The organism is Sphingomonas pollutisoli (genome assembly GCF_029167165.1).
GTDB classification, from domain to species: Bacteria; Pseudomonadota; Alphaproteobacteria; order Sphingomonadales; family Sphingomonadaceae; genus Sphingomonas; species Sphingomonas pollutisoli.
The window spans coordinates 17,241-37,710 of the sequence record NZ_JARFNJ010000004.1 but is presented as its reverse complement, the minus strand read 5'-3'; the positions used below and the strand labels follow the sequence as shown (position 1 = coordinate 37,710).

Annotated in this window: 18 protein-coding genes; 12 read left to right on the top strand and 6 right to left on the bottom strand. The window is 66.4% G+C overall.

From position 1 onward, the window contains the following. Positions 1-2: 2 nt before the first annotated feature. On the bottom strand, positions 3-569 hold the full coding sequence (locus tag PX554_RS09515) for an HdeD family acid-resistance protein (protein ID WP_275501081.1): 567 nt from the start codon (positions 567-569) through the stop codon (positions 3-5). Positions 570-622: 53 nt separating this feature from the next. After that, positions 623-958, bottom strand: coding sequence for a hypothetical protein (locus PX554_RS09510; RefSeq protein ID WP_093219171.1), 336 nt, complete (start codon positions 956-958; stop codon positions 623-625). Positions 959-1,222: 264 nt separating this feature from the next. On the opposite strand from PX554_RS09510, the gene PX554_RS09505 reads away from it, so the two are divergent. From PX554_RS09505 to PX554_RS09485, 5 genes are all read left to right on the top strand, one after another. Then, positions 1,223-1,999 (top strand): sensor histidine kinase, encoded by a 777-nt coding sequence (locus tag PX554_RS09505; protein WP_275501076.1) that lies wholly within the window; start codon positions 1,223-1,225, stop codon positions 1,997-1,999. Positions 2,000-2,130: 131 nt separating this feature from the next. Then, positions 2,131-2,910 carry a universal stress protein gene (locus PX554_RS09500; RefSeq protein ID WP_275501074.1) on the top strand — a complete coding sequence of 260 codons (780 nt, stop codon included), beginning with the start codon at positions 2,131-2,133 and terminating at the stop codon, positions 2,908-2,910. A 78-nt stretch (positions 2,911-2,988) separates the two neighbouring features. Next, a complete protein-coding gene (locus tag PX554_RS09495; protein ID WP_275501072.1) occupies positions 2,989-3,996 on the top strand; it encodes an efflux RND transporter periplasmic adaptor subunit in 1,008 nt (335 codons plus the stop codon). Next, positions 3,993-5,246, top strand: coding sequence for an ABC transporter permease (locus PX554_RS09490; protein WP_275501069.1), 1,254 nt, complete (start codon positions 3,993-3,995; stop codon positions 5,244-5,246). The genes PX554_RS09495 and PX554_RS09490 overlap by 4 nt, the downstream gene beginning before the upstream one ends. Further along, positions 5,243-5,938 carry an ABC transporter ATP-binding protein gene (locus PX554_RS09485; protein ID WP_275501067.1) on the top strand — a complete coding sequence of 232 codons (696 nt, stop codon included), beginning with the start codon at positions 5,243-5,245 and terminating at the stop codon, positions 5,936-5,938. The genes PX554_RS09490 and PX554_RS09485 overlap by 4 nt, the downstream gene beginning before the upstream one ends. Here the strand turns inward: PX554_RS09485 and mgtA are convergent. Continuing rightward, positions 5,931-8,465 (bottom strand): magnesium-translocating P-type ATPase, encoded by a 2,535-nt coding sequence (gene mgtA / locus PX554_RS09480; RefSeq protein WP_275501945.1) that lies wholly within the window; start codon positions 8,463-8,465, stop codon positions 5,931-5,933. The two genes, PX554_RS09485 and mgtA, sit on opposite strands and share 8 nt — an antisense overlap. A gap of 2 nt (positions 8,466-8,467) precedes the next feature. Then, the gene (locus tag PX554_RS09475) at positions 8,468-9,091 is read right to left on the bottom strand and encodes a Bax inhibitor-1/YccA family protein (RefSeq protein WP_420833444.1); all 624 of its coding nucleotides are present in this window, start codon (positions 9,089-9,091) and stop codon (positions 8,468-8,470) included. Positions 9,092-9,390: 299 nt separating this feature from the next. Between PX554_RS09475 and PX554_RS09470 the strand changes: the two genes are divergently transcribed. Further along, positions 9,391-10,425, top strand: a complete 1,035-nt coding sequence (locus tag PX554_RS09470) for a lysylphosphatidylglycerol synthase transmembrane domain-containing protein (RefSeq protein WP_275501064.1) — start codon at positions 9,391-9,393, stop codon at positions 10,423-10,425. A 56-nt stretch (positions 10,426-10,481) separates the two neighbouring features. On the opposite strand, the gene PX554_RS09465 is transcribed toward PX554_RS09470, so the two are convergent. Next, positions 10,482-13,163: a bifunctional acetate--CoA ligase family protein/GNAT family N-acetyltransferase gene (locus tag PX554_RS09465; RefSeq protein ID WP_275501062.1), complete on the bottom strand. Its 2,682-nt coding sequence runs from the start codon at positions 13,161-13,163 to the stop codon at positions 10,482-10,484. A gap of 168 nt (positions 13,164-13,331) precedes the next feature. Between PX554_RS09465 and PX554_RS09460 the strand changes: the two genes are divergently transcribed. From PX554_RS09460 to PX554_RS09445, 4 genes are all read left to right on the top strand, one after another. After that, complete coding sequence (locus PX554_RS09460; RefSeq protein ID WP_420833443.1) at positions 13,332-15,317, top strand: PAS domain S-box protein; 1,986 nt, start codon at positions 13,332-13,334, stop codon at positions 15,315-15,317. Beyond that, positions 15,304-15,918 carry a response regulator transcription factor gene (locus tag PX554_RS09455; RefSeq protein ID WP_093225999.1) on the top strand — a complete coding sequence of 205 codons (615 nt, stop codon included), beginning with the start codon at positions 15,304-15,306 and terminating at the stop codon, positions 15,916-15,918. The genes PX554_RS09460 and PX554_RS09455 overlap by 14 nt, the downstream gene beginning before the upstream one ends. 81 nt (positions 15,919-15,999) lie before the next feature. Continuing rightward, the gene (locus PX554_RS09450) at positions 16,000-16,401 is read left to right on the top strand and encodes a response regulator (RefSeq protein ID WP_093225997.1); all 402 of its coding nucleotides are present in this window, start codon (positions 16,000-16,002) and stop codon (positions 16,399-16,401) included. Next, positions 16,401-16,673 (top strand): response regulator transcription factor, encoded by a 273-nt coding sequence (locus PX554_RS09445; RefSeq protein ID WP_093225996.1) that lies wholly within the window; start codon positions 16,401-16,403, stop codon positions 16,671-16,673. Before PX554_RS09450 ends, PX554_RS09445 begins: the two co-directional genes overlap by 1 nt. Positions 16,674-16,688: 15 nt before the next feature. On the opposite strand, the gene PX554_RS09440 is transcribed toward PX554_RS09445, so the two are convergent. Beyond that, positions 16,689-17,588: a LysR family transcriptional regulator gene (locus PX554_RS09440; protein WP_093225995.1), complete on the bottom strand. Its 900-nt coding sequence runs from the start codon at positions 17,586-17,588 to the stop codon at positions 16,689-16,691. A gap of 89 nt (positions 17,589-17,677) precedes the next feature. Between PX554_RS09440 and PX554_RS09435 the strand changes: the two genes are divergently transcribed. Then, positions 17,678-18,646 (top strand): NAD-dependent epimerase/dehydratase family protein, encoded by a 969-nt coding sequence (locus PX554_RS09435; RefSeq protein WP_275501059.1) that lies wholly within the window; start codon positions 17,678-17,680, stop codon positions 18,644-18,646. A 77-nt stretch (positions 18,647-18,723) separates the two neighbouring features. After that, the gene (locus tag PX554_RS09430) at positions 18,724-20,241 is read left to right on the top strand and encodes a DUF389 domain-containing protein (protein ID WP_093225992.1); all 1,518 of its coding nucleotides are present in this window, start codon (positions 18,724-18,726) and stop codon (positions 20,239-20,241) included. Positions 20,242-20,470: the final 229 nt, after the last annotated feature.

Sequence of the window (20,470 nt, the reverse complement as noted above, 5' to 3'; positions counted from 1 at the left end):
CATCAGGTCGTCCGCTGGCTCCTGAGTGTAAACCCGACCAGCATCAGCATCGATCCCTGGAAGAGCAGATCGATCGCGAGGATGAAGCCCAGCACCCAGATCGCATTGGCGGGCCAGCCGATCGCGATGAGCACCGCCGCCGCGATGCTGATGAGGCCGGAAGCCAGCATCCAGCCCCAGCCATGCCCCCGCGCGCCTAGAGCGACGCCGACCCGAACCAGACCGGAGGCGCCGATCGAGGCGGCCAGGACGAGCACGATCAGTCCCGCGGCAAGCAGCGGCTGGTAGAGTACCGCAGCAGCGGCGGAGAGGTATAGCAGGCCCGACAGCGCCCAGAACGCTGCCCAGCCCCAGCGCCGCACACCAAAGGCGTGAACCAGCATCAGGATGCCGCCCGCGAACATCGCCGCGCCCACCACATAGGTCGCGGCGATCGCCGCCAGAAGCAGGTTTGCCGAGGCGATGAACCCGAGCAGGGCCAAGGCGGCGCCCGTTCCTACGAACCAGCCCCAACTTTCGGTATCGAGCGATTTGACGCGCAGTTGCGCCTCGAATGCATGCGTTGCCATTTGATCCTCCGTGTTCGACGATTGCGACTGCCACCGGGCGAGCGTTCCGGCGATCAAGAGCGCGGCGCGGTGCGACTTGTGACGATCGCGGGGCCCTGCGGCGGGATCGAGATGAGGTGTGGAACACGGTCCTCACACGTCACCCTCCACTGCTGCGCCCCGCCTTCGGGGGCGAGCTGCTCGACGGTCTTGATCTCCTGGCAGTCGAGATCCGCGTCGCGGATCGCGCGGAAGAACACGCCCTCGCGCTGACCCGGCGGCAACGCGATGACCGCCGCGACTTGGTTCACGGGCGCTTGCGTCGTCTGCTTTTCGGGCTGCTCCGGTGCGTGCGGTTCGCACGATGCGAGCGCGGCGATGGGAATGATCCAGATCCAGCAACCGCGCATGGCCTGTCCTTTCACGTCGGCATCACCGAACGGCGCCCTCGCGGCCCGGCGGCTTGGCGTCACGATAGGCGCACGCGCCGCCCATCTCTGTCCGTAAATCTCCCGATATGGCTGGTCGTCGCCCGCCCGATTGTTATCGGCGGCGCGGCGTTCGGCATGCGGGGATCGGTACCATATGGCCTTGCCCGTACGGTGGATTGCGAATGGGGCGGGCGTGACGCCTGACCCACAAGGGACTCGAACCAGACACCGGAGGGCCCCACGATGTACCACAAGAGCAACCCACAGGCACGAGCCACGCCGGTTTCGTTCGCGTCGTCGCCGCCGCAGCGGCAGGCGATCCACGACCTACGCAACCTGTTCGGCATCGTCGTCGCCGCGAAGAACATCCTGGCCCGTGACCCCGTGCAGACGCAGCGGATCACGCTGCTCGAAGCCATCGAGCATGCCGCCATTCAAGGTGGCCGCCTGACCAGCGATCTTCTTCGCGCCGGGGATCATCCGCCGTCCTACCAGGCGATCGATGTGGGCGTGCGACTCGCGGGCCTCGCACCGATGATGGACGCCCTGGCGGGGTCGAGAATCGAGTTCGATCTGGAGATCGGCGTGCCCGAATCGCGGTCGCGGATCGACCCGGCCGCGTTCGACGCGAGCGTCCTCGAACTCATCGCCAATGCGCATGCTGCCCATGCGCGCACGATCCTGGTGCGCAGCGCCCGTGTCGGTGCGCGGCTCTGGATACTGATCTGCGATGACGGGCGCGGCATGGCGCCGGACGTGCTGGAACGCGCCCGGCGCGGCGCGGACACTGGCAGCGCGCATGGCGCCGGCCTCTCTCGCGTCCATGACTTCGTCCGCGCGAGCCACGGACATTTGCATATCCGCAGCCGGGCCGGCGGCGGGACCGCCGTCGCGATCATTCTGCCGACCTTGCTTTCGATCCCCTCGATCGATCGTCGCGCTCGGCCGTTTGGCGCGCTTTCCGAATCCAGACGCGGAGAAACCGTCCAGCAGAGGGTCGCTCGCGCCGCTACGGCCTGACGGCGTGCCCGAACCCGGGCGGGTCCGAGCTTCGCGCAGTGTCGTCTGCGGCGTCTCCGGTTAAGTAGCATCCCGCATATCGACCAGGCGGCGCCTCCCATAGCGTTCGGGACATGACGGTGGAGGCGACGATGAAGAACGTTCTTCTCTTGGTACATGACGACGCAGGTCAGGAAGCTCGCCTGCAGGCGGCGCTCGATCTGACGCGGGCGCTGAACGGCCATCTGAGCTGCATCGACGTCTCGATATACCCCGAACTGGTGGGAGACTATTATTCGACCGGTGTCGCCGAGGCGATGCTGAGCGACGAGCGCGAACGCGAGGGCAAGAACAAGGCCGTGCTCGAAGCGCGCCTGGCGCATGAGGATGTCCCGTGGGATTGGGCCGATGTCACGGGCAATCTGGTCGATGGGGTGTGTGACGCCGCGACACTCGCGGACATTATCGTCCTCAGCCGCAACCCCGACATGCGCGACATCGCGAGCCGCATCCTCATGCACGCGCGCGCGCCGATCGTCGCGGTTCCTGACGATTGCAAGCGGCTCGCTCTCGATCGGGCGCTCGTCGCCTGGGACGGGCAAGCGTCCGCGGCGGCGACTCTGCGAGCCTGTGTGCCGCTGCTGCGGTGCGCCGAGGCCGTCGAGATCTTCATGGCGCGTGGCAGCGCCGAGACTGTCGAACCGGCGCTGGCCGCCGAATATCTGTCCCGGCACGATGTTCATGCCACGCTACGGATCATCGAGAATGGCGCAGAGGCCGCCGATCAATTGATCGCGGCCGAGGCGATCGCCTTCCGTGCCGATTATGTGCTGATGGGCGCCTATGGCCATGGCCGCCTCATGGAAACCTTCGGTGGCGTGACCAAACGCATGCTCGGCGAGGCCAAGCTGCCGCTCATTCTCGGGCACTGAGCCTTCGTTTCGGGAAGGCGAATCCGACATGCGCCCTTCCTTCGATTCGGTTCCTTTCTCCGGCGTTTTCACTGCGCCATGACCCGCGCGCGCGTCCTCTGGCTGGGTGCTGGCGTCCTCCTCGCGGCTTTGGTGCTGATCGGTGCCGCATATTTTTTGTTTCGACCCATCCGCGTCACGATTGTCACGCCGCACCGCGGCCCCGCCGTCGAACTCGTCTACGCGACCGGGTTCGTCGAACCGACGCAACCCGTCGCGGTCGCCGCGCGGTTTACCGCGCCCGTGAAGGCCGTGCTGGTGGGCGAGGGAGATAAAGTCCGCAAAGGGCAAGCCCTTCTGACGCTCGATGACACGGACCTGCGCGAAACCTATGCGCAGGCGCACGCCCAGAGCGTCGGCGCGACCCTCGCGGAGCGGCGGATCGTCACGCTGTTCGGCCAGGGTTGGACGACCGGCGCGGACCGCGACGCGGCCGTCGCCAATGGCGAGGCCGCGCGCGCCGCGGAACGCACGGCCGCCGCCAAGCTCGGCCAGAATGTCGTACGGGCGGGGATCGACGGCATCGTCATCAAGCAGGATATTCAGCCAGGGGAACTCGCCGTTCCAACGCGGACGCTCATGCTGCTCGGCGATCCGCTGCGCGCGCGGGTGACGGCGACGGTCGACGAGCGCGACATCCCCCGCGTGCACGTCGGCCAGCGCGCGCTGATTTCCTCGGATGCTTGGCCGGGACGGGTCATCCGCGCGCATGTCGCCGAACTCACGCCGACCGGCGACTCGGAGCAGCGTGCCTTTCGGGCGCGACTCCTGCTCGACGACGGCACCGTCCTGCCACTCGGCCTCAGTCTCGAGGTGAATATCGTGACGCGTTCGGTCGCGGATGCGCTGCTCCTGCCGGCCTCGGCGATCGACGGTGATGGCGTGTGGCTCGTCATCGGTGGTCGCGCGCACCGCCAGCATGTCGGCATCGGCATTCAGGGGCCGGGCACCAGCGAGGTTCGCGGTATTGCGCCGGACGCGCGGGTCATCGACGCTCCGGGCGGGCGCGTTCAGGAAGGCACCCGCGTTGCGGCGTCGGCCCGATGATCGGTGCCCGCCTGCCATTGCTCATCGACATCGCGATCAAGCATCTCGCCGGGCGCAAGCGGCAGAGCGTCGTGGCGGTCCTCGGCGTCGCGGTCGGCGTGGGATTTTTCCTGGCCGTGTCGGCGTTGATGGTCGGCAGCCAGAACGATTTCATCACGCGCCTGATCGATGCCGCGCCGCATATCGTGGTGACCGACGAGATTCGCAGCCCGCGTCCGCAGCCGGGAACGATCGTCTTTCCGCGAGGCGCCGTGATTCTCCGCCACTTCAAGACCCGCACCGAGGCGCGCGGGATCAAGGACTGGCCGGCGCTCGTCGCCTCCGCCGATGCCGTGCCCGGCACGATCGCGTCGCCGAGCCTCAGCGGCGGCATCACGCTGAAACTCGGCGGACATGAGGAGGCATTGGGCGTGATCGGCATCGACCCGGAGAAGGAGACGCGGGTCAGCACCGTGGAAAGCAATCTGCGCGCCGGGCATCTGCGCGATTTGGAAACGACACAGGGCGGTCTGGTCGTCGGTGAAGAACTCGCGGCGCGCCTCGGCGTTGGCATGGGGGACGTCGTCGCCGCGACATCGGCATCGGGCGCGACCCGCTCGCTCAGGATCGTCGGGCTGATGAAGCGCGGGCAGACCGCGATCGGCGACACGTCGGGCTACGTCTTGCTGCGCGAGGCGCAGTCGCTGCTCGAACGGCCGTTCATCATCAACCGGATCGGGATCAAGCTTCGTGATCCTTACGCAGCCGATCCGGTCGCCAAACGTCTCGAGGCGCGCTTCGGCTACAAGGCGCAAAGCTGGCAGGAGCGCTCGTCCGACATCCTCGCGGTGCTCGTGACGCGCAACGTCATCATGTACACCGTGGTCTCGGCGATCCTGCTCGTAGCGAGCTTCGGCATCTACACGGCGGTGTCCACCAGCGTCTCCGACAAGCGCCGGGACATAGCGATCCTGCGCTCAATCGGCTTTTCTCAAGGCGATCTACAACTCGTCTTTGTGATCGAGGGGCTGATCGTCGCCGTCATCGGTATCGTGCTGGGCTGGGTGCTCGGCTTCGGCCTCATGTCGGCGCTCGGATCGTTGCGGTTTCCGATCGCGGGCGAGACACAATATCTCCCGCTCGATCACGGCGCCCGTCAGTATCTGATCGCGGCGGCGGCATCGCTGCTCGCCGGGATCGTCGCCGCCTGGCTGCCCGCCCGCAAGGCGGCCCGGGTCGACCCCGTCGATATCCTTCGCGGTGCGGCGTGATCGCGCTCGAAGCCCGCGACATGGTGCGGACCCTGGATGGCGATCCGCCGGCCACGCTCGTCGCGGGCGCGTCCTTTTCGGTCGAGCGCGGCCGGTTCACGACGATCATCGGGCCGTCGGGATGCGGCAAGTCCTCGCTGCTCTATCTGCTGGGCCTGCTCGATCGCCCCACCAGCGGCGCCCTGCTCGTCGATGGAGAGGATGTGACGCCGCTTGGCGGAGACGCGCGGGCGCGGCTGCGCCTCCAGCATTTCGGCTTCGTCTTCCAGTTCCACTTCCTGCTGCCAGAGTTCACCGCGCTCGAAAACGTGCTGCTGCCGATCCGACGCCTGGGGGCGCTGGACGCGCAGCACGCGAGCGAGCGCGCGCGGACGCTGCTCGCGGCGGTCGGGCTCGCCGGCAAAGAAGGGAAGACCCCGGACCGGCTTTCGGGGGGCGAACGCCAGCGTGTCGCGATCGCGCGGGCGCTTGCCAATGATCCTCAGATCATCCTCGGCGACGAACCGACCGGTAACCTCGACAGCAAGAACGCGGCCAATGTCGTCGAGACGTTCAGGTCGCTCGCCCACCGGGAAAACCGCGCCGTGGTGTGTGTGACGCACGACCCCAAGGTCGCGGAAGCCGCCGATGTTCGGATCGCGATGCTCGACGGTCGCATCGCATCGATCGAGACGGGCGCGCTCGCTATGTGAGAGACGCCTGGCGAACCCGCTCGGGGATCGCCAGGCGCTTCAGCGCCTCGGCACCGGCCAGGTAGAGGAGGACCAGCAACGCGATCATGCTCAGCACGGCCATATTAGGTCCGCTGAAGCCCAGCAGCGCGGCGACCGGCAGATACGGCAGAACGAGCGCCACCGCGAGGCAGAGGAGCGCTGTCGCGGTCAGCATGGGGTGCGGCCGGTCCCGCCAAAACCGCGCCGCCGTTCGAATGACGAAGACGACAAGTATCTGCGTCGCCATCGACTCGATGAACCAGGCCGCCCGGAACGTCGCCACGTCGACATGGAAGATCTTCACCAGCGCCACGAAGGTCGCGATGTCGAACACCGACGACAACGGCCCCATGATGAAGGTGAAGCGGACCAGCGCCGCCATGTCCCAGCCGCGCGGTCGCGCCAGATCGCTCGCATCCGCGCGATCGAAGGGAATGCCGATCTGCGAGAGATCGTAGAGCATGTTGTTGAGCAGAACCTGCACGGCGGTGAGCGGCAGGAACGGCAGGAACACGGAGGCGATCGCCATCGTGAGCATATTCCCGAAGTTCGAACTCGTCCCCATACGGATGTACTTCATGATGTTCGCATAGGTGCGCCGTCCTTCCTCCACTCCGGCCGCCAGAACGCCGAGGTCGGGATCGAGGAGGATCATGTCGGCGGCTTCGCGCGCGACGTCGGTCGCGCCGTCGACGGACAGGCCGACATCCGCCGCCCGGATCGCGGGCGCGTCGTTGATCCCATCCCCCATGAAGCCGACGGTGGCGCCGCGCGCCTGAAGCGCGCGCACGATCCTGAGCTTCTGATCGGGTGTCACCCGCGCATACAAATCGACCGAGCCGACCCGGGCGGCGAGCGCGGTATCGTCGAGCCGCGCGATCTCGTCACCGCAGAGCAACCCCTCGACCGGCAATTTGAGACTGTCGACGAGGTGCTGGACGACGATCGCGGTGTCACCCGAGATCACCTTGATCCGAACACCCGCCGCCGCCAGCGCGGCCACGGCGTCGGTCGCGCTGGCCTTGGGTGGATCGACGAACACGCACAAGCCCGAAAAGATGAGGCCGCCATCGTCGTCGGTATCGATATTGGTCCGTCCCCCCGCTTTCTTCCAGGCGACGCCCAGCATGCGCAGTCCGGCGGCCGCGTGCGTGTCGTGCAGCGTCTGGATCCGCCGGCGGAGCGCGTCGTCGAGCGCGACGATCTTGCCGGCCCTGTCCTCCGCGTGGTCGCACAGGGCCAGCACGGTTTCAGGCGCGCCCTTGACGATCTCGATCCTGTCGCCCGCCGCCTCGGCGAGCACCGAGACGCGGCGACGCTCGAAATCGAATGGCCGCTCGTCCAGTTTGCGCCACCGGTCGAGCGGGTGACCGGCGGCGTGCGCGAGAAGCGCGTCGTCGAGCGGACTCTTGAGGCCGGTTTCGAACGCGGCGTTGACCGCCGCGAGCTCGGCGACCCGCTCGTTATCCTCACCGTCGATACCCGGATGGGCGACCATGGTGATATGGGCTTCGGTGAGCGTTCCGGTTTTGTCCGTGCATAACACGTCCATCTGTCCGAAATCATGGATGGCGGAGAGCCGCTTCACGATGACCTTTGCCTTCGCCATGCGCTGCGCACCACGCGAGAGCGAGACGGTGACGATCATCGGCAGCAATTCGGGGGTGAGGCCGACCGCCAGCGCCATTGCGAACAGGAAGGATTCGAGTGGCGGCCGACCGAGCGCAAGGTGCGTGACCAGCACGAACAGCACGAGGAATATCGTCAACCGCACGATGAGGATGCCGAGGCGGTGGATACCGCGTTCGAACGCGGTGGGCGGCTGATCATCGACGAGCGACTTGGCGATCTGTCCGAACTGTGTGTGCGAGCCGATCGCGACGACGAGCATCGTCGCGGTGCCGCCGATCACCGAGCTGCCGTGGAGAAGGACATTGCGTGCGTCCCCGATCGCGTCCCCGGCCTCGACCTTTGCCCGTTTCTCGACCGGATACGGCTCGCCGGTCAGGGCGGCTTGGTTCACCTGCAAGGCATTCGCGGCGAGTACGATGCCGTCGGCGGGAACGAGATCTCCGGCCATGACGGTGACGATGTCGCCGGGCACCAGATCCTCGACCGGGATCTCCTGCGGCCTGCCGTCGCGCAAAGCCAGCGCGCGCAGGGCGATCGAGTGTTTCAGCGCCTCGGCCGTCGCTTCGGCGCGGCGCTCCTGAACGATGTCGAGTCCGGTCGAAAGCAGGACCATCGCGACGATGATCACGAAGCTCACGAGGTCGCCGGTCATGCCGGCGATTGCCGAGGCGAACAGCAGGATGGCGACCAAGGGGTTTCCCAGCCGACGACCGATATCGCCGAGCAGATGACGCTTCTTCGCCTCGACGATGCGGTTGGCGCCGAACACCTGGCGCCGCCGCGCCGCCTCTTCACTCGATATGCCGTCCATCGTGGCGTCGAGCCCGCCGAGTACCTCCTCGGCGGGCCGGCGCCAGAAATCATCGGCGATCATGTTCACCGGCGTCGGCCCGTGAACCGCAGGAGCGAGAGGAAAAGGTTGAGGAAGTCGAGATACAGCGTGAGCGCGCCGAGGCTCGTTGTCGCGCTGTCCGAGGTCGGCATCCGCTCGTCGTAAAGGCGCTTGAGCCGCTGCGTGTCGTAGGCGGTCAGCCCGGCGAAGAGCAACACGCCGACGGCGGCGACGCCAAGGTCTAGCCGCGCGGAACGCAGGAAAAGATTGACGAGCATGGCCACGATGAGCCCGACCAGCACGATCGTGAGGAAGCTGCCTAAGCCCGATAGATCGCGTCGGGTGGTGAGGCCGATCGTGCCGAGAACGGCAAAAGCGCTCGCCGCGATGAGAAAGGTCGCGACGATGCTCGATCCGGTGAGGCCGATGAACAGAACCCCGACCGACAGGCCGAATAACATCGCGTACAGCGCGAGCAGCGCCCGCGCCGCGGCGCCCGACAGACGTTCGGCGCCGGCGCCGATGATAATGACCAGAGCAAGCGGCGCGAACGTCACCACCCAACCCACCGCCGTCAACCCGGATGGTCCGAACAACGCGCTTTGCAATGGCCCGATCGTCAGAACGAGCGCCGCGGCTGCGGCCGAAAGGGCGACGCTCGCCGCCATCTGTAGGAAGACGGATCCCAGAAATGCGTTAATCCCTTCGGGTCGGCGCGCATATTCGCTGCCGGACACGGATATCCCACCTTGGTGACGCATCGCACATGCTCCTCGCGCTTGGTGAAGCCGTTCAGGTGCGCCAATCTTGGGCGGAGCCGAATCCGTGATGCTACGTAGCACTCCCAAGTTCGCGCGACGCGGCTGACGCGTAGGCGATGCCGGCAGCCAACCGTGGGAGCCGCTCGTGCGCGAAAGCTTTTGGAACCGGCCCGGCGACATCTCACCTGCTCGGGCGGCGGGGCGCCATGTCCGCGCGGGGTGAACGTTACGCTGGTGGCGGCTGGCGCAACTGGTTCTTCGGGTTCGTTCTGGCGGCGGCGCTGATCGGCGCCATCCTTCACTGGGGTGAGGTCGAGGGTTTCGCCGCGCTTGTCGAGCGCGCACGGCCAGGATGGCTGGGGCTGGCGTTCGCGCTGCAGCTTTCGACCTATGTCAGTGTCGCCGCCGGCTGGGCCGCCGTGCTGCGGCGCGCCGGCACGCCGCAGCGGCTCGCGCCGCTGGTCCGGATCGCGATCACGAAGCTGTTCGCCGACCAGGCTCTCCCGAGCGCCGGCATGGGCGGCAACGTCCTGTTGGTCGATCAATTGCGCGGCATCGGCGTCGAGCGTGGCACCGCCGTCGCGGCGCTCATCATCTCGATGATCGGCTTCTATGCCGCTTATGCGCTGTTCGCGATCATCATGCTGGTGCTGCTCTGGTTCAACGATCGCGCGACACCGTTGATGGCTGGTCTCGTGACACTGTTTCTCTGTGTGGCGCTGGCCATTCCGGGTCTTGCCCTCTGGCTGCGCAGCCGTGGCAGCGAACCGCTGCCCGCGTGGCTGGAAAGGATCGGGGTCGTCCGCAGCCTTCTCGACACGGTGGCGGAATCGCCGGGAGACTTGCTGCGCGATCGCGCATTGCTAACGCGCGTCGCCGCATGCAACGCGCTGATCTTCCTCGCCGATGCGGGAACGCTGTTCGCCTGTCTGCGGGCGTTGGGCACCAACGCATCGTTCGGAACGTCCTTCATCGCGCTGATCATGGCATCGATCGTCGTGACCCTGGGACCGATTCCGCTTGGCCTCGGCAGCTTCGAAGCCACATCGACGGCGACGCTGCGCCTGCTCGGCGTTTCGTTCGAAGCCGCATTCGCGGGCACGATGCTCCTGCGGCTCCTCATCCTGTGGCTGCCGCTGGTTCCGGGAATGATATTGATGCGCGGTGCGATGAAGCGCCCGCCAAGCGTGCCACATCCCAGCGGCGCATCAGGAGGCAGCGCGCGCGACGATCATCGCTGAAGCCTACAACCGCAACGTCGGAAGACGCGCGAGACCATCGCCGGCAGGGACGTCGTTCACGCCGCATCGGCGGGAGCGAGCGCGCGACGAACGATCCGCACCGTGGGATCATCGGGGTCCGTGACGGTCGCGAAGCCCATTTCGCGCTCCATGCGCAGCGCCGCCTCGTGGTCGGCGCATTCGATCGCCTCGACGCTGCCGATCCCTTCCGCCTTGGCATAGCGCAAGACATATTCGAGCAGCGTCCAGCTCACGCCCCGGCCCTTCATGTCCGCGCGGGTTGCAAGCGCCACCTCGGCACGGGTCCGGTCGGGATCGGCCGCCAGCATGGCCGTGGCGATCACGTTCTCACGGGCGGCGTCGAACGCCAGGAACGTGATCGTGCGGCGGTAATCAACCCGCGTCATCGCCGCGAGCCGCGCATGCTCAACATGGGCGACGGTGCTCAGGAAGCGGAAGCGCAGATCTTCTGGCGAGACATGCTCGAAGAAGGCGGCCAAAAGCGGTTCGTCGTCGCCGCGCACGGGCCGGACATAAAAGGCGAGGCCCGACTGTGTCACCAGCGAGGATGCCCATTCCATCGGCGCGGGGCGGATGACCAGGTTCGAACCCGCAGGCGCCTGCGCCGTGATCCGCACGCGTGCGTCGAGCGCGACGGCGCCGTCGGGATCGACCAGCAGCGGGTTGATGTCGAGTTCGACGATATCGGGGAAATCGACCGTCATCGCCGACAAGGCATCGAGCACGTCGGCCACGGCCTCGCGCTTGGCGGCGGGCACGTTGCGATAGGCGTCGAGCAGCTTGCTCATGCGCGTCTCACTGATGAGCGCCAGAGCTTGCGCATGATCGAGCGGGGGCAGGGCGATCGCCTTGTCGGCGATGATCTCGACCGCGGTTCCCCCCGTCCCGACGAGGAGGATCGGCCCGAAGGTCGGATCGGTCGCGATGCCGGCGATCATCTCGCGGGCATTATGCCGCACCACCATTTCCTCGACGATATAGCCGTCGATCCGCGCCTCGGGATGCACGCTGCGTATGTGCGTTTCCATCGCGCAAGCGGCGGCCGCGGCGGCCTTTCGGTCATGTAGGCCAAGGACCACGCCGCCCGCTTCCGACTTGTGAACGATATCGGGCGAGGAGATCTTCACCGCGAAAGGCGGCTTCAGCCAGCCACAAGCGTCCTCCACGGTTTCGACAGCGGCGGCGAAGCGGGTCGGGACCACCGCGATGCCGTAGGCGGCGAGCAGCGCCTGAGCCTCCATCTGGTTCAGGGTCTCGCGCTTGTCGGCCCGCGCCGCCGCGACGATCCGTTTCGCCTCGGTCGTGTCGAAGGACCGCTCGCGTGTTTCGACCGGCCGATCGGTAAGCGCGAGCCGGGCCTCGCGGCTGGCGAGCAGATAGCCGAACGCCCGGACGGCATCGTCCGGCGTGGTATACACGGGGATGCCGGCGTCGAGCAGCAAGGTCTCGACCGCCGCTGCGTTGCTGTCGCCCAGCCAACAGCCGAGAACGGGTTTGTCGATACGTGCGCCGCGCGCGATGGCGACCACCTCGCAAACGGCTTCCGCGATCGCCGATGCTTCATTCTGTCCGGTGGGACAATTCATGACGATCAGGCCGTCGACCGTCTCATCGCGCAAGAGCGCGGAAACGGCTTCGCGGTATCGATCCGGGGGCGCATCCCCAATGACATCGACGGGATTGGCGTGAGACCATGTGGACGGAAGAACCCCATCAAGCGCGCCGAGCGTTTCGGCGCGGAGCGGCGCAAGGATCGCGCCGGCACCCTGCAGCGAGTCGACCGCGAGAATGCCAGCACCACCGCCATTGGTCACGATGCCCAGCCGTCCGCCGCGCGGCTCGGCGGCAAGGCACAGGATCTCGGCGGCGTCGAACAATTCGGTGAGCGTCTCGACGAGGACGATGCCCGCACGTTTTAAGGCTGCACGGTAGACATCATAGCTGCCGGCCAAGGCTCCGGTATGCGACATCGTCGCTTTCGCCGCGGCGGCCGATTTGCCGGCCTTGATCGCGATGACCGGCTTTATCCGCGCAGCAGCGGCCGCCGCCGACATGAATTTCGCGGTGTTGGTGACGCCTTCGACGTAAAGCAGGATCGCCTTGGTCGCGGGATCGGTCGCGTAAAGGTCGATGAGATCGCCGAGATCGACATCGGCCATGTCCCCCACCGATGCGACCGCCGAGAAACCGATCGAGCGCGCCTGCGCCCAGTCGAGCACCGCTGTGACGAGCGCGCCGCTTTGCGACAGCAGCGCCAGCCCGCCCTCGGAAGCCTTGGTTCGCGCGAAGGTCGCGTTGAGCTTGAGGCGCGGCGCGACGAAGCCGAGGCAGTTCGGTCCGACGATGCGCAGGCAATGGGACCGCGCCGCATCGAGCATCGCCTGCTTCAGCCCGTTTGCCTGGTTCAGACCGGCAGACAGCACGATGGCGCATCGCGTTCCTTTCTCACCAAGCTGTTCGATGATGCCCGGTACGCTCTCCGCAGGCGTCGCCACCACCGCCAGATCCGGCACCTCGGGAAGATCCGCGATTGTGGCGCACCAACCGACGCCCGGTTGATCGAAGCGGTGCGGATTGACGGCGTATATCGTGCCGTTGAAACCGCCGCGGACGATGTTGTCGAGCACGATCGCGCCCAGGCTGTGTGGCCTTGCCGATCCGCCGATGACAGCGACGCTCTTCGCGTCCGACAGCGGCGAGAGATTACGGATCGACATGGTTGCGCCTCGTTTGATTGGTCGGGCCGTCGTTGGCCTCTCGCCAAAATGTCCGACCGGCCCGCCGGTGAGCATTCGTAGATTCCCCGATGTCGGCTCACCCCCGCCGCCGATAGCCAGACCGGCAGACCCTTACGGAACAATGCGTAAGGAGCGGAGATCGAGACGATGTCGTTCCGGGCAAAAAGCTTCTATAGTGAAAGCAGTTTCAGGCGCGAGAATGAGTCCCTTTCCGCTGCGGACCGGCTGATCGCGCGGACGGAGGCCGCATTCGGTATGCCGGGGTGGGGAAGTTCACGGTGGTCTGGGTTTGGCGTCGCGATCATCGGCGTGCTTGTCGCCGCCGCCGCCCGCGCCGCGCTCGAACCGGTGCTTGGTGATCGGGCGGCGTATCTTCCCTTCGTGCTCGCGATCTTGGCCACGGTCTTGGCTTGCGGGCCGGTCCCGGCCGTGTTGGCCGCAATCATGTCGCTGGGCTTTGGCTGGTACTTCTCGGGTTTCGGAAGGCTCAACGCCGCGGATATCGTCGAGGCAGCGACCTTCCTGGTGGTGGCCGCTGGTATCATCGCGCTCGGCCACCTGATGAACCGGGCGCGGAGACGCGCGAGCGTGAGCGACGCGAAGGCGGATGCGCGTTCTCGTGAGGCGCGGCAGGTGATCGAGGAACTCAATCTCCTGATCGACGGTGCGCATGGGCACGCGATCTATATGCTCGACACGACGGGGCATGTGACGATCTGGAACGAGGGCGCCGAACGGCTGAAGGGGTGGAGCGAAGCCGAGGTTCTGGGTAAACACGCATCGCTCTTCTACCCGCCCGATGCCCGCGCGATCGGCAAACCCGAAGCGGATCTCGCACGGGCACGGGAGGAGGGCAGATTCGAGGAAGAGGACTGGCGTTTGCGCAAGGACGGTCGCGAGTTCCTTGCGGCGGTATCGACCACCGCGCTCGTGGATGAGGCCGGCGAGCTGCGCGGCTTCGCCAAGATCGTCTCCGACATCACCGACAAGCGCGCGGCGGAAAACACGATCCGCGCCCGCGAGGACCATTTGAGTTCGATCCTCTCGACCGTGCCCGACGCGATGGTCGTGATCAACGATCATGGCGTGATTTTGTCGTTCAGCGCGGCGGCGCAGGCGCTGTTCGGCTATAGCGAGGAGGAGACGGTCGGTCGCAACGTGAGCATGCTGATGCCGTCGCCCGATCGCGAGCGGCATGACAGCTATATCGCGCGCTATCTCGAGACCGGCGAGAAGCGGATCATTGGAAAGGGGCGGGTGGTCTTCGCCGCCCGCAAGGACGGTTCGAGTTTCCCCATGGAGTTGTCGATTGGCGAAGCAAGCACCGGCGATCAGCGCATCTTCACCGGCTTCGTTCGCGATCTGACCGAACGACGCCACACCGAGGCACGGCTCGAGGATTTGCGGTCCGAGTTGATCCACGTTTCCCGGGTGAGCGCGATGGGGTCAATGGCATCGACTCTCGCCCATGAACTCAACCAGCCGATCGGCGCGATCGCCAATTATGTCGAGGCGGTGCGCGATCGTCTGGTCGATCTCGATCCCGCCGAATTGCCCATGCTGATCGAAGCGCTGGGCGACGCCGCCAAGGATGCGCTGCGCGCCGGCGACATCGTGCGCCGCCTGCGGGAGTTCGTCGCGCGTGGTGAGGTCGCGCGGACGGTCGAACGGTTGCCGGCGCTCATCAACGAGGCTTCGGTGCTTGGGCTTATCGGTGCGCGCGAGCGCGGCATCGAAGCGCGTTTCGATCTCGATCCCTATGCCTCGCCGGTCTTCGTCGACCGGGTCCAGATCCAGCAGGTTCTCATCAACCTCATCCGCAATGCTTGCGAGGCGATGAAAGATCAGGACGAGCGGCGGGTTACCGTGACAAGCCGCCTTGACCGGGCGGGTTTCGCGCGGGTCACCGTGATGGATACCGGGCCGGGCGTGGCGCCGGAGATCGCGAACCAGCTTTTCACCGCATTTGTCAGCACCAAGCAGGACGGGATGGGTCTCGGCCTCTCGATCTGCCGCACGATTATCGAAGCAAATGAGGGGCGTATCTGGATGGAACCCGGCGAAGGCGGGGGAACCTGCTTTCATTTCACGCTGCCGCTCGCTGAAATGGAGGACGAACATGGTGAGCAATAAACTCGTACATATTGTCGAAGACGACGAATCGATGCGGCGATCGACCAGCTTCGCGCTCAAGACGAGCGGCTATGCCGTGACCGCCTGGAGCACGGGCGCGGCCTTCCTCAAGGACGTGAAGCACGTGGAGCATGGCTGCATACTCCTCGACATCCGCATGCCGGAGATCGACGGTCTCGAGGTGCAGCAGATCCTCGCCGAACGGGGGGTGACGATGCCGGTCGTTATCATGACGGGCCACGGCGATATCGGAATCGCCGTTCGCGCCATGAAAGCGGGTGCCGTCGATTTCCTCGAAAAACCCTTCGACAAAGCAGCGCTTCTCGCCGCGGTTGAATCTGCCTTCGATCGGATCGCCAGGGCGGATGCTGCTGTCGCGAGGGCCGAAGAGGCGGACGTGCTTCTCGGCGTCCTCACCCCAAGAGAACGCGATGTGCTGGGGGGGCTGGCGCAGGGGCTACCCAACAAGACGATTGCCTTCGATCTCGGAATTTCGCCACGAACCGTCGAGGTTCACCGCGCCAACGTGATGACCAAGTTGGAAGTACGCAGCCTTTCCGACGCCCTGCGCATCGCCTTCGCCGCTGGCATGGGCGCGTGATGCTTAGGATCAATACGTAGCGACCCACCGGGCGGCGCCGGGCATCCATTCGCGACAGGCGAAAGGATGGCGTAGGTGACCATGATTCAGGGTGTGCAAAGCAGCAAGCGACCGCGAATTCTTGTCGTGGAGGACGATGCTGGGATGCGCCGGTCGATGCAACTTCTGCTTCAGGGGCGCGGCTTCGACGTTCGCGCTTACGCCGCGGCCGATCCGATGCTGCTGGACGAAGAATTGACCGTGGCGGTGTGCCTCGTCATCGATTATCTTCTGGGTGACAGAAACGGAATCAACGTCCTCGGTACTCTGAGAAATCTCGGGTGGCGGGGGCCTGCGATTCTCATAACCGCTTTCCCGACGGAGGAGTTGCGGCGTGCCGCCTCGGAGGCGGGGTTCAGCGCCTTCCTCGAAAAGCCGTTCAAGGAGTATGCGCTCGTCAACACGGTGGCGAACCTGACCGTGCGGTCCGCCGGTGGCGATTGATGTCCGCTGCGGAAGATCCGGCGCCCGACCCGGCGCGGGGCTCCGATCCTCCCTCCCTGGATCGTCTCTCGCCCCGTGAGCGCGAGGTGTTGGTCGGCATATTGGCCGGCCTCACCAATAAGGCGATCGGAGGCGAGCTCGGCATCAGCCACCGCACCGTCGAAATCCATCGCGCCCGGATCATGCGCAAGCTGGGCGCGACGTCGGTCGCAAGCCTGGTGGCGACGGCGATATCGCTCGGCGCTGGCGCACATCCGCCGTCCGCCGAATGAAGGCGGGTGGGTCGCTCAACCTTCGCTTGCCAGGGCGTGCGCGGTCATGCCCTTGACCAACGCGTCGAACACGATCCGCATGCGGTGCGTCGATCGCAAGTCCTCGTGCATGACGACCCACACGGGAAGGTGAGCGATGAACGTATCCCGCAGCACCGGGAAAAGCGCCGGATCACGGCGGGCGATCGGGTCTTGTACCACGCCGATGCCGAAGCCGGCGCGCACCGCCGCGACCTGGGCCAACTGGTTGTCGGTACGCAACGCGAAGCCCGGCAGATCGGGCCAGACCGCGTTGATCGCGCGCAGCGAAGCCGCGTCGCGGTCGAACCCGATCAGGGCATGCGAAGCGAGATCCGCGGCATTTTCGATCGGGGCGGAGCGAGCGAGGTAATCGCGATGTGCGTAGAAGCCTAGGCGAATACGGCCGGTCGATTTCGCGAGCAGCGCCTGTTGCTTGGGCTGTGTCATCCGGACCGCGATGTCGGCATCACGCCGCAGCAGATCGGATGTCGTGTTGGTGAGCAGTAGCTCAAGCGCGAGCCCGGGGTGAGCGGCATGCAGCGTGGCTAAGATCGGCGGTAACACTTCGACCCCGACAACCTCGCTCGCGCTGATGCGTACGACCCCCGCTGCGGCGTTCGCGGGCGCGGAGGCGGTACGGATCAACGCCGCGGCGGCGGCTGCCATCGCGGCCGCATGTGGTGCCAGTGCCCGTGCCGTCTCGGTGGCGTGAAGCCCTCGTGCCGAACGGGTGAACAGCGCGCCCGCACTCAATTGGGCTTCGAGTTCGGCGATATGCCGGCCTGCGGTCGGCTGGGTGAGACCAAGTGCGCGGGCGGCACTCGACAAGCTGCCCTCGCGGATAACCGCGTCGAAGGTCCGCCACAATTCCCAGCCTGGGCCATGTATATTCATGCAAAAATGTATAGCAGCTATGCCCCTATCCACAATTTCCGATTGGCATCAGACCGTTCATCTCACTCGTGACATCGAGGAGGTGAGACATGACGGTAGCGGTGAACAAGGCTCTGGTGATCGGCGCGACGGGCGGGATCGGTGGCGAGGTCGCGCGCGCGTTGCACGCACGGGGTTGGGAGGTACGGGCGCTCCATCGCGACCCGTCCCGCGCGTCGCAGAGCAACCCCGACCTGCACTGGACCGCAGGTGACGCGATGGATCAGGCGTCGGTCCAGCGGGCGGCCGCCGGCATTCGCGTGATCGTCCACGCGGTGAATCCGCCGGGCTATCGCAATTGGAGCGGGCTGGTTCTGCCGATGCTCGACAATACGATCGCCGCAGCGGTGCGGAACGAGGCGCGCGTACTCCTGCCCGGCACGGTGTACAATTACGGTCCGGACGCGGGCGACGCGGTGGATGAGCACGCGCCGCAAAACCCGCTGACGCGCAAGGGGCGCATCCGGGCCGAGATGGAGCGCCGTTTGGAGCAGGCGACCGCGCGCGGCGCGAAAGCCCTCGTGGTCCGCGCCGGCGATTTCTACGGACCGCGCAGCGGCAATACCTGGTTCGCGCAGGGCATGGTGCCGACAGCGGGTCCGCTGAAGCGAATATTCAACCCTGCGCGGGCAGGTACGGGTCATGCGTGGGCCTATCTGCCCGACTTGGCGGAAACGATGGCGCGCCTGCTTGAACGGCGCGACGAACTCGCCGACTTCGACAGCTTTCAGTTCGGCGGCACCTGGGTGGAGGACAACCGCGATTTCGCCGAGGCGATCCGGACGGCCGCCGGGCGCCCGCGCATACCGATCTATCCATTTCCGTGGCCGCTGGTGCATCTTCTCGCGCCGTTCAACGAAACCGCTCGTGAAATGCGCGAGATGACGTATATCTGGCGCAGCCCGCTGCGGCTCGTGGATGGAAAGCTGCGGAACTTCCTCGGCGAAGTGCCGGCCACGCCCTTGGCCGAAGCCTTGCGCACGACACTCCTGGGGCTCGGGCGCTGCAAGAAACCCTGACGCGACGCGGTGGCGGCTCGCCCTTCGTGATCGGTTGGCCTAGCAGGTGTCTCCCGGAGAGTAAGCGTGGAGACCACATGGCACAGACGATACGGCACGATCGAGGACGGGTGAGCCGTTGGTGGACGCTCTGGGTGGTCGGCGGTGTCGATCACGAGGCGGTGCTGCGCCAGATCGCGGAGGATTCGGGCTGGTCTGGCCGCTACGCCTTCCTCATCGTGATCTCGGCCGCGATATCGCTGCTTGGGCTGCTGATGCCGTCGGTGGCGGTGCTTATCGGCGCGATGCTGTTGTCGCCGTTGATGATGCCGATCATCGGGCTCGGCTTCGGCATCGCGACGGTCGACACGCACGAGATTCGCCGGGCGGCCACCGCTCTGCTCGCCGGCGCGCTGCTGGCCGTGGCGCTGTCGGTCGTGTTCGTCACGCTCTCGCCGATCCAGACGATCACCAGCGAAATCGCCGGGCGGACCCGACCCACTTTGTTCGACCTGCTGGTCGCGCTTCTGTCGGCCGTGGCGGGCGCCTATGCGTTGATACGCGGGCGTGGCGGTACGGTCGTCGGCGTAGCAATCGCGATCGCACTGATGCCGCCGCTGGTGGTGGTGGGCTTTGGCATCGCCACGCTCAACTGGACGGTGTTCGCTGGCGCGCTACTGCTCTTCGTCACAAATGCGATCACGATCGCGCTCACTGCTGCTCTCGTGGCGCGCGCCTATGGGTTCGGCAGCCACCTCTCGCCGCAGCATACCGGATGGCAGCTCGTCCTGTTCGTCGCCGCTTTGGGTCTGTTATCCGTGCCACTCGGCGCGGCGCTGCGCCAGATCGCGTTCGAGGCCGTGGCGCAGCGCCAGGTCCGCGAGACGATCAGCGAACGCTTCGCGAATTCGTCACGCCTCGGGCAACTCGACATCGACTATGCCGCCAACCCCATCCGCATCCGTGCCGTCGTCCTGACACCGAAGCTCGATCCTGCCGCGGATCGTATCCTCGCGACCGACCTCCGCGAGCGGCTCGGGCGGCCGATCGACCTACATGTCGACCAGCTAAGTGTCGGGTCAGGCGGGGGCGGGGTCGAGGCGGCGCAGATCGCGCGAGCCGGGAATGCGGGTGGGACGAGCGATGCCGAGCGTCAACGGCGCGCCGTGGCCGACTTCGCGCTAATAGCGGGTGTCGAGCCGGCGGCGGTCGAGACGGACGACGCGGCGGCGACGCTGAGCGCCACGGCGGCGGCACTGCCCGGATTGTCGATCGCCGGCTACCGTGCGCTCGAGGCGCGGGCCGCACGTGCGCTGCCGCAGTGGACGGTGCGCCTTGTTCCGCCGGCCGAGGCCGCGTTGCCCGCGATCGCGCTCGATGCAGGCGTCATCGACGACGCGGCGCTGACCGCATCCGCCTGGGCGACGGCACGCCGCAAGCGCGCGCTGCTGGTCGAAGGGGGGACAGCCGCGCAGCGCCGCGCGGTCGCCGAAGGAATCGCTGATCGGGGTGGCCGTGCGACGCCGGGCAACCCGGGAGGCGCGCTACGGCTCGGCTGGAGCAGCGATGATCCCGAGGGCGAGGCGCCCACGAGCGACGGGCGACCGGCATCGTGACCGTGAGTGTCGCCCCGCCGGCGCGGACATCGGCGGGAGCTCTTGGTGACGCGCATGTCTCCTAGGAAAGCTACGGCATGGCCTTCACCCGCTAAAGAGCCTGGCGCCTGTTGCGCGATCGGATCGAGGTCACGGCAGAACGTGAGACGGGTAAGCTCACCGCGCTCGGGCCCACCGGCTGATCGCCCCCAAACTTTCGTATCGCTATGCTCGGCAAGGGCGTGTGAAT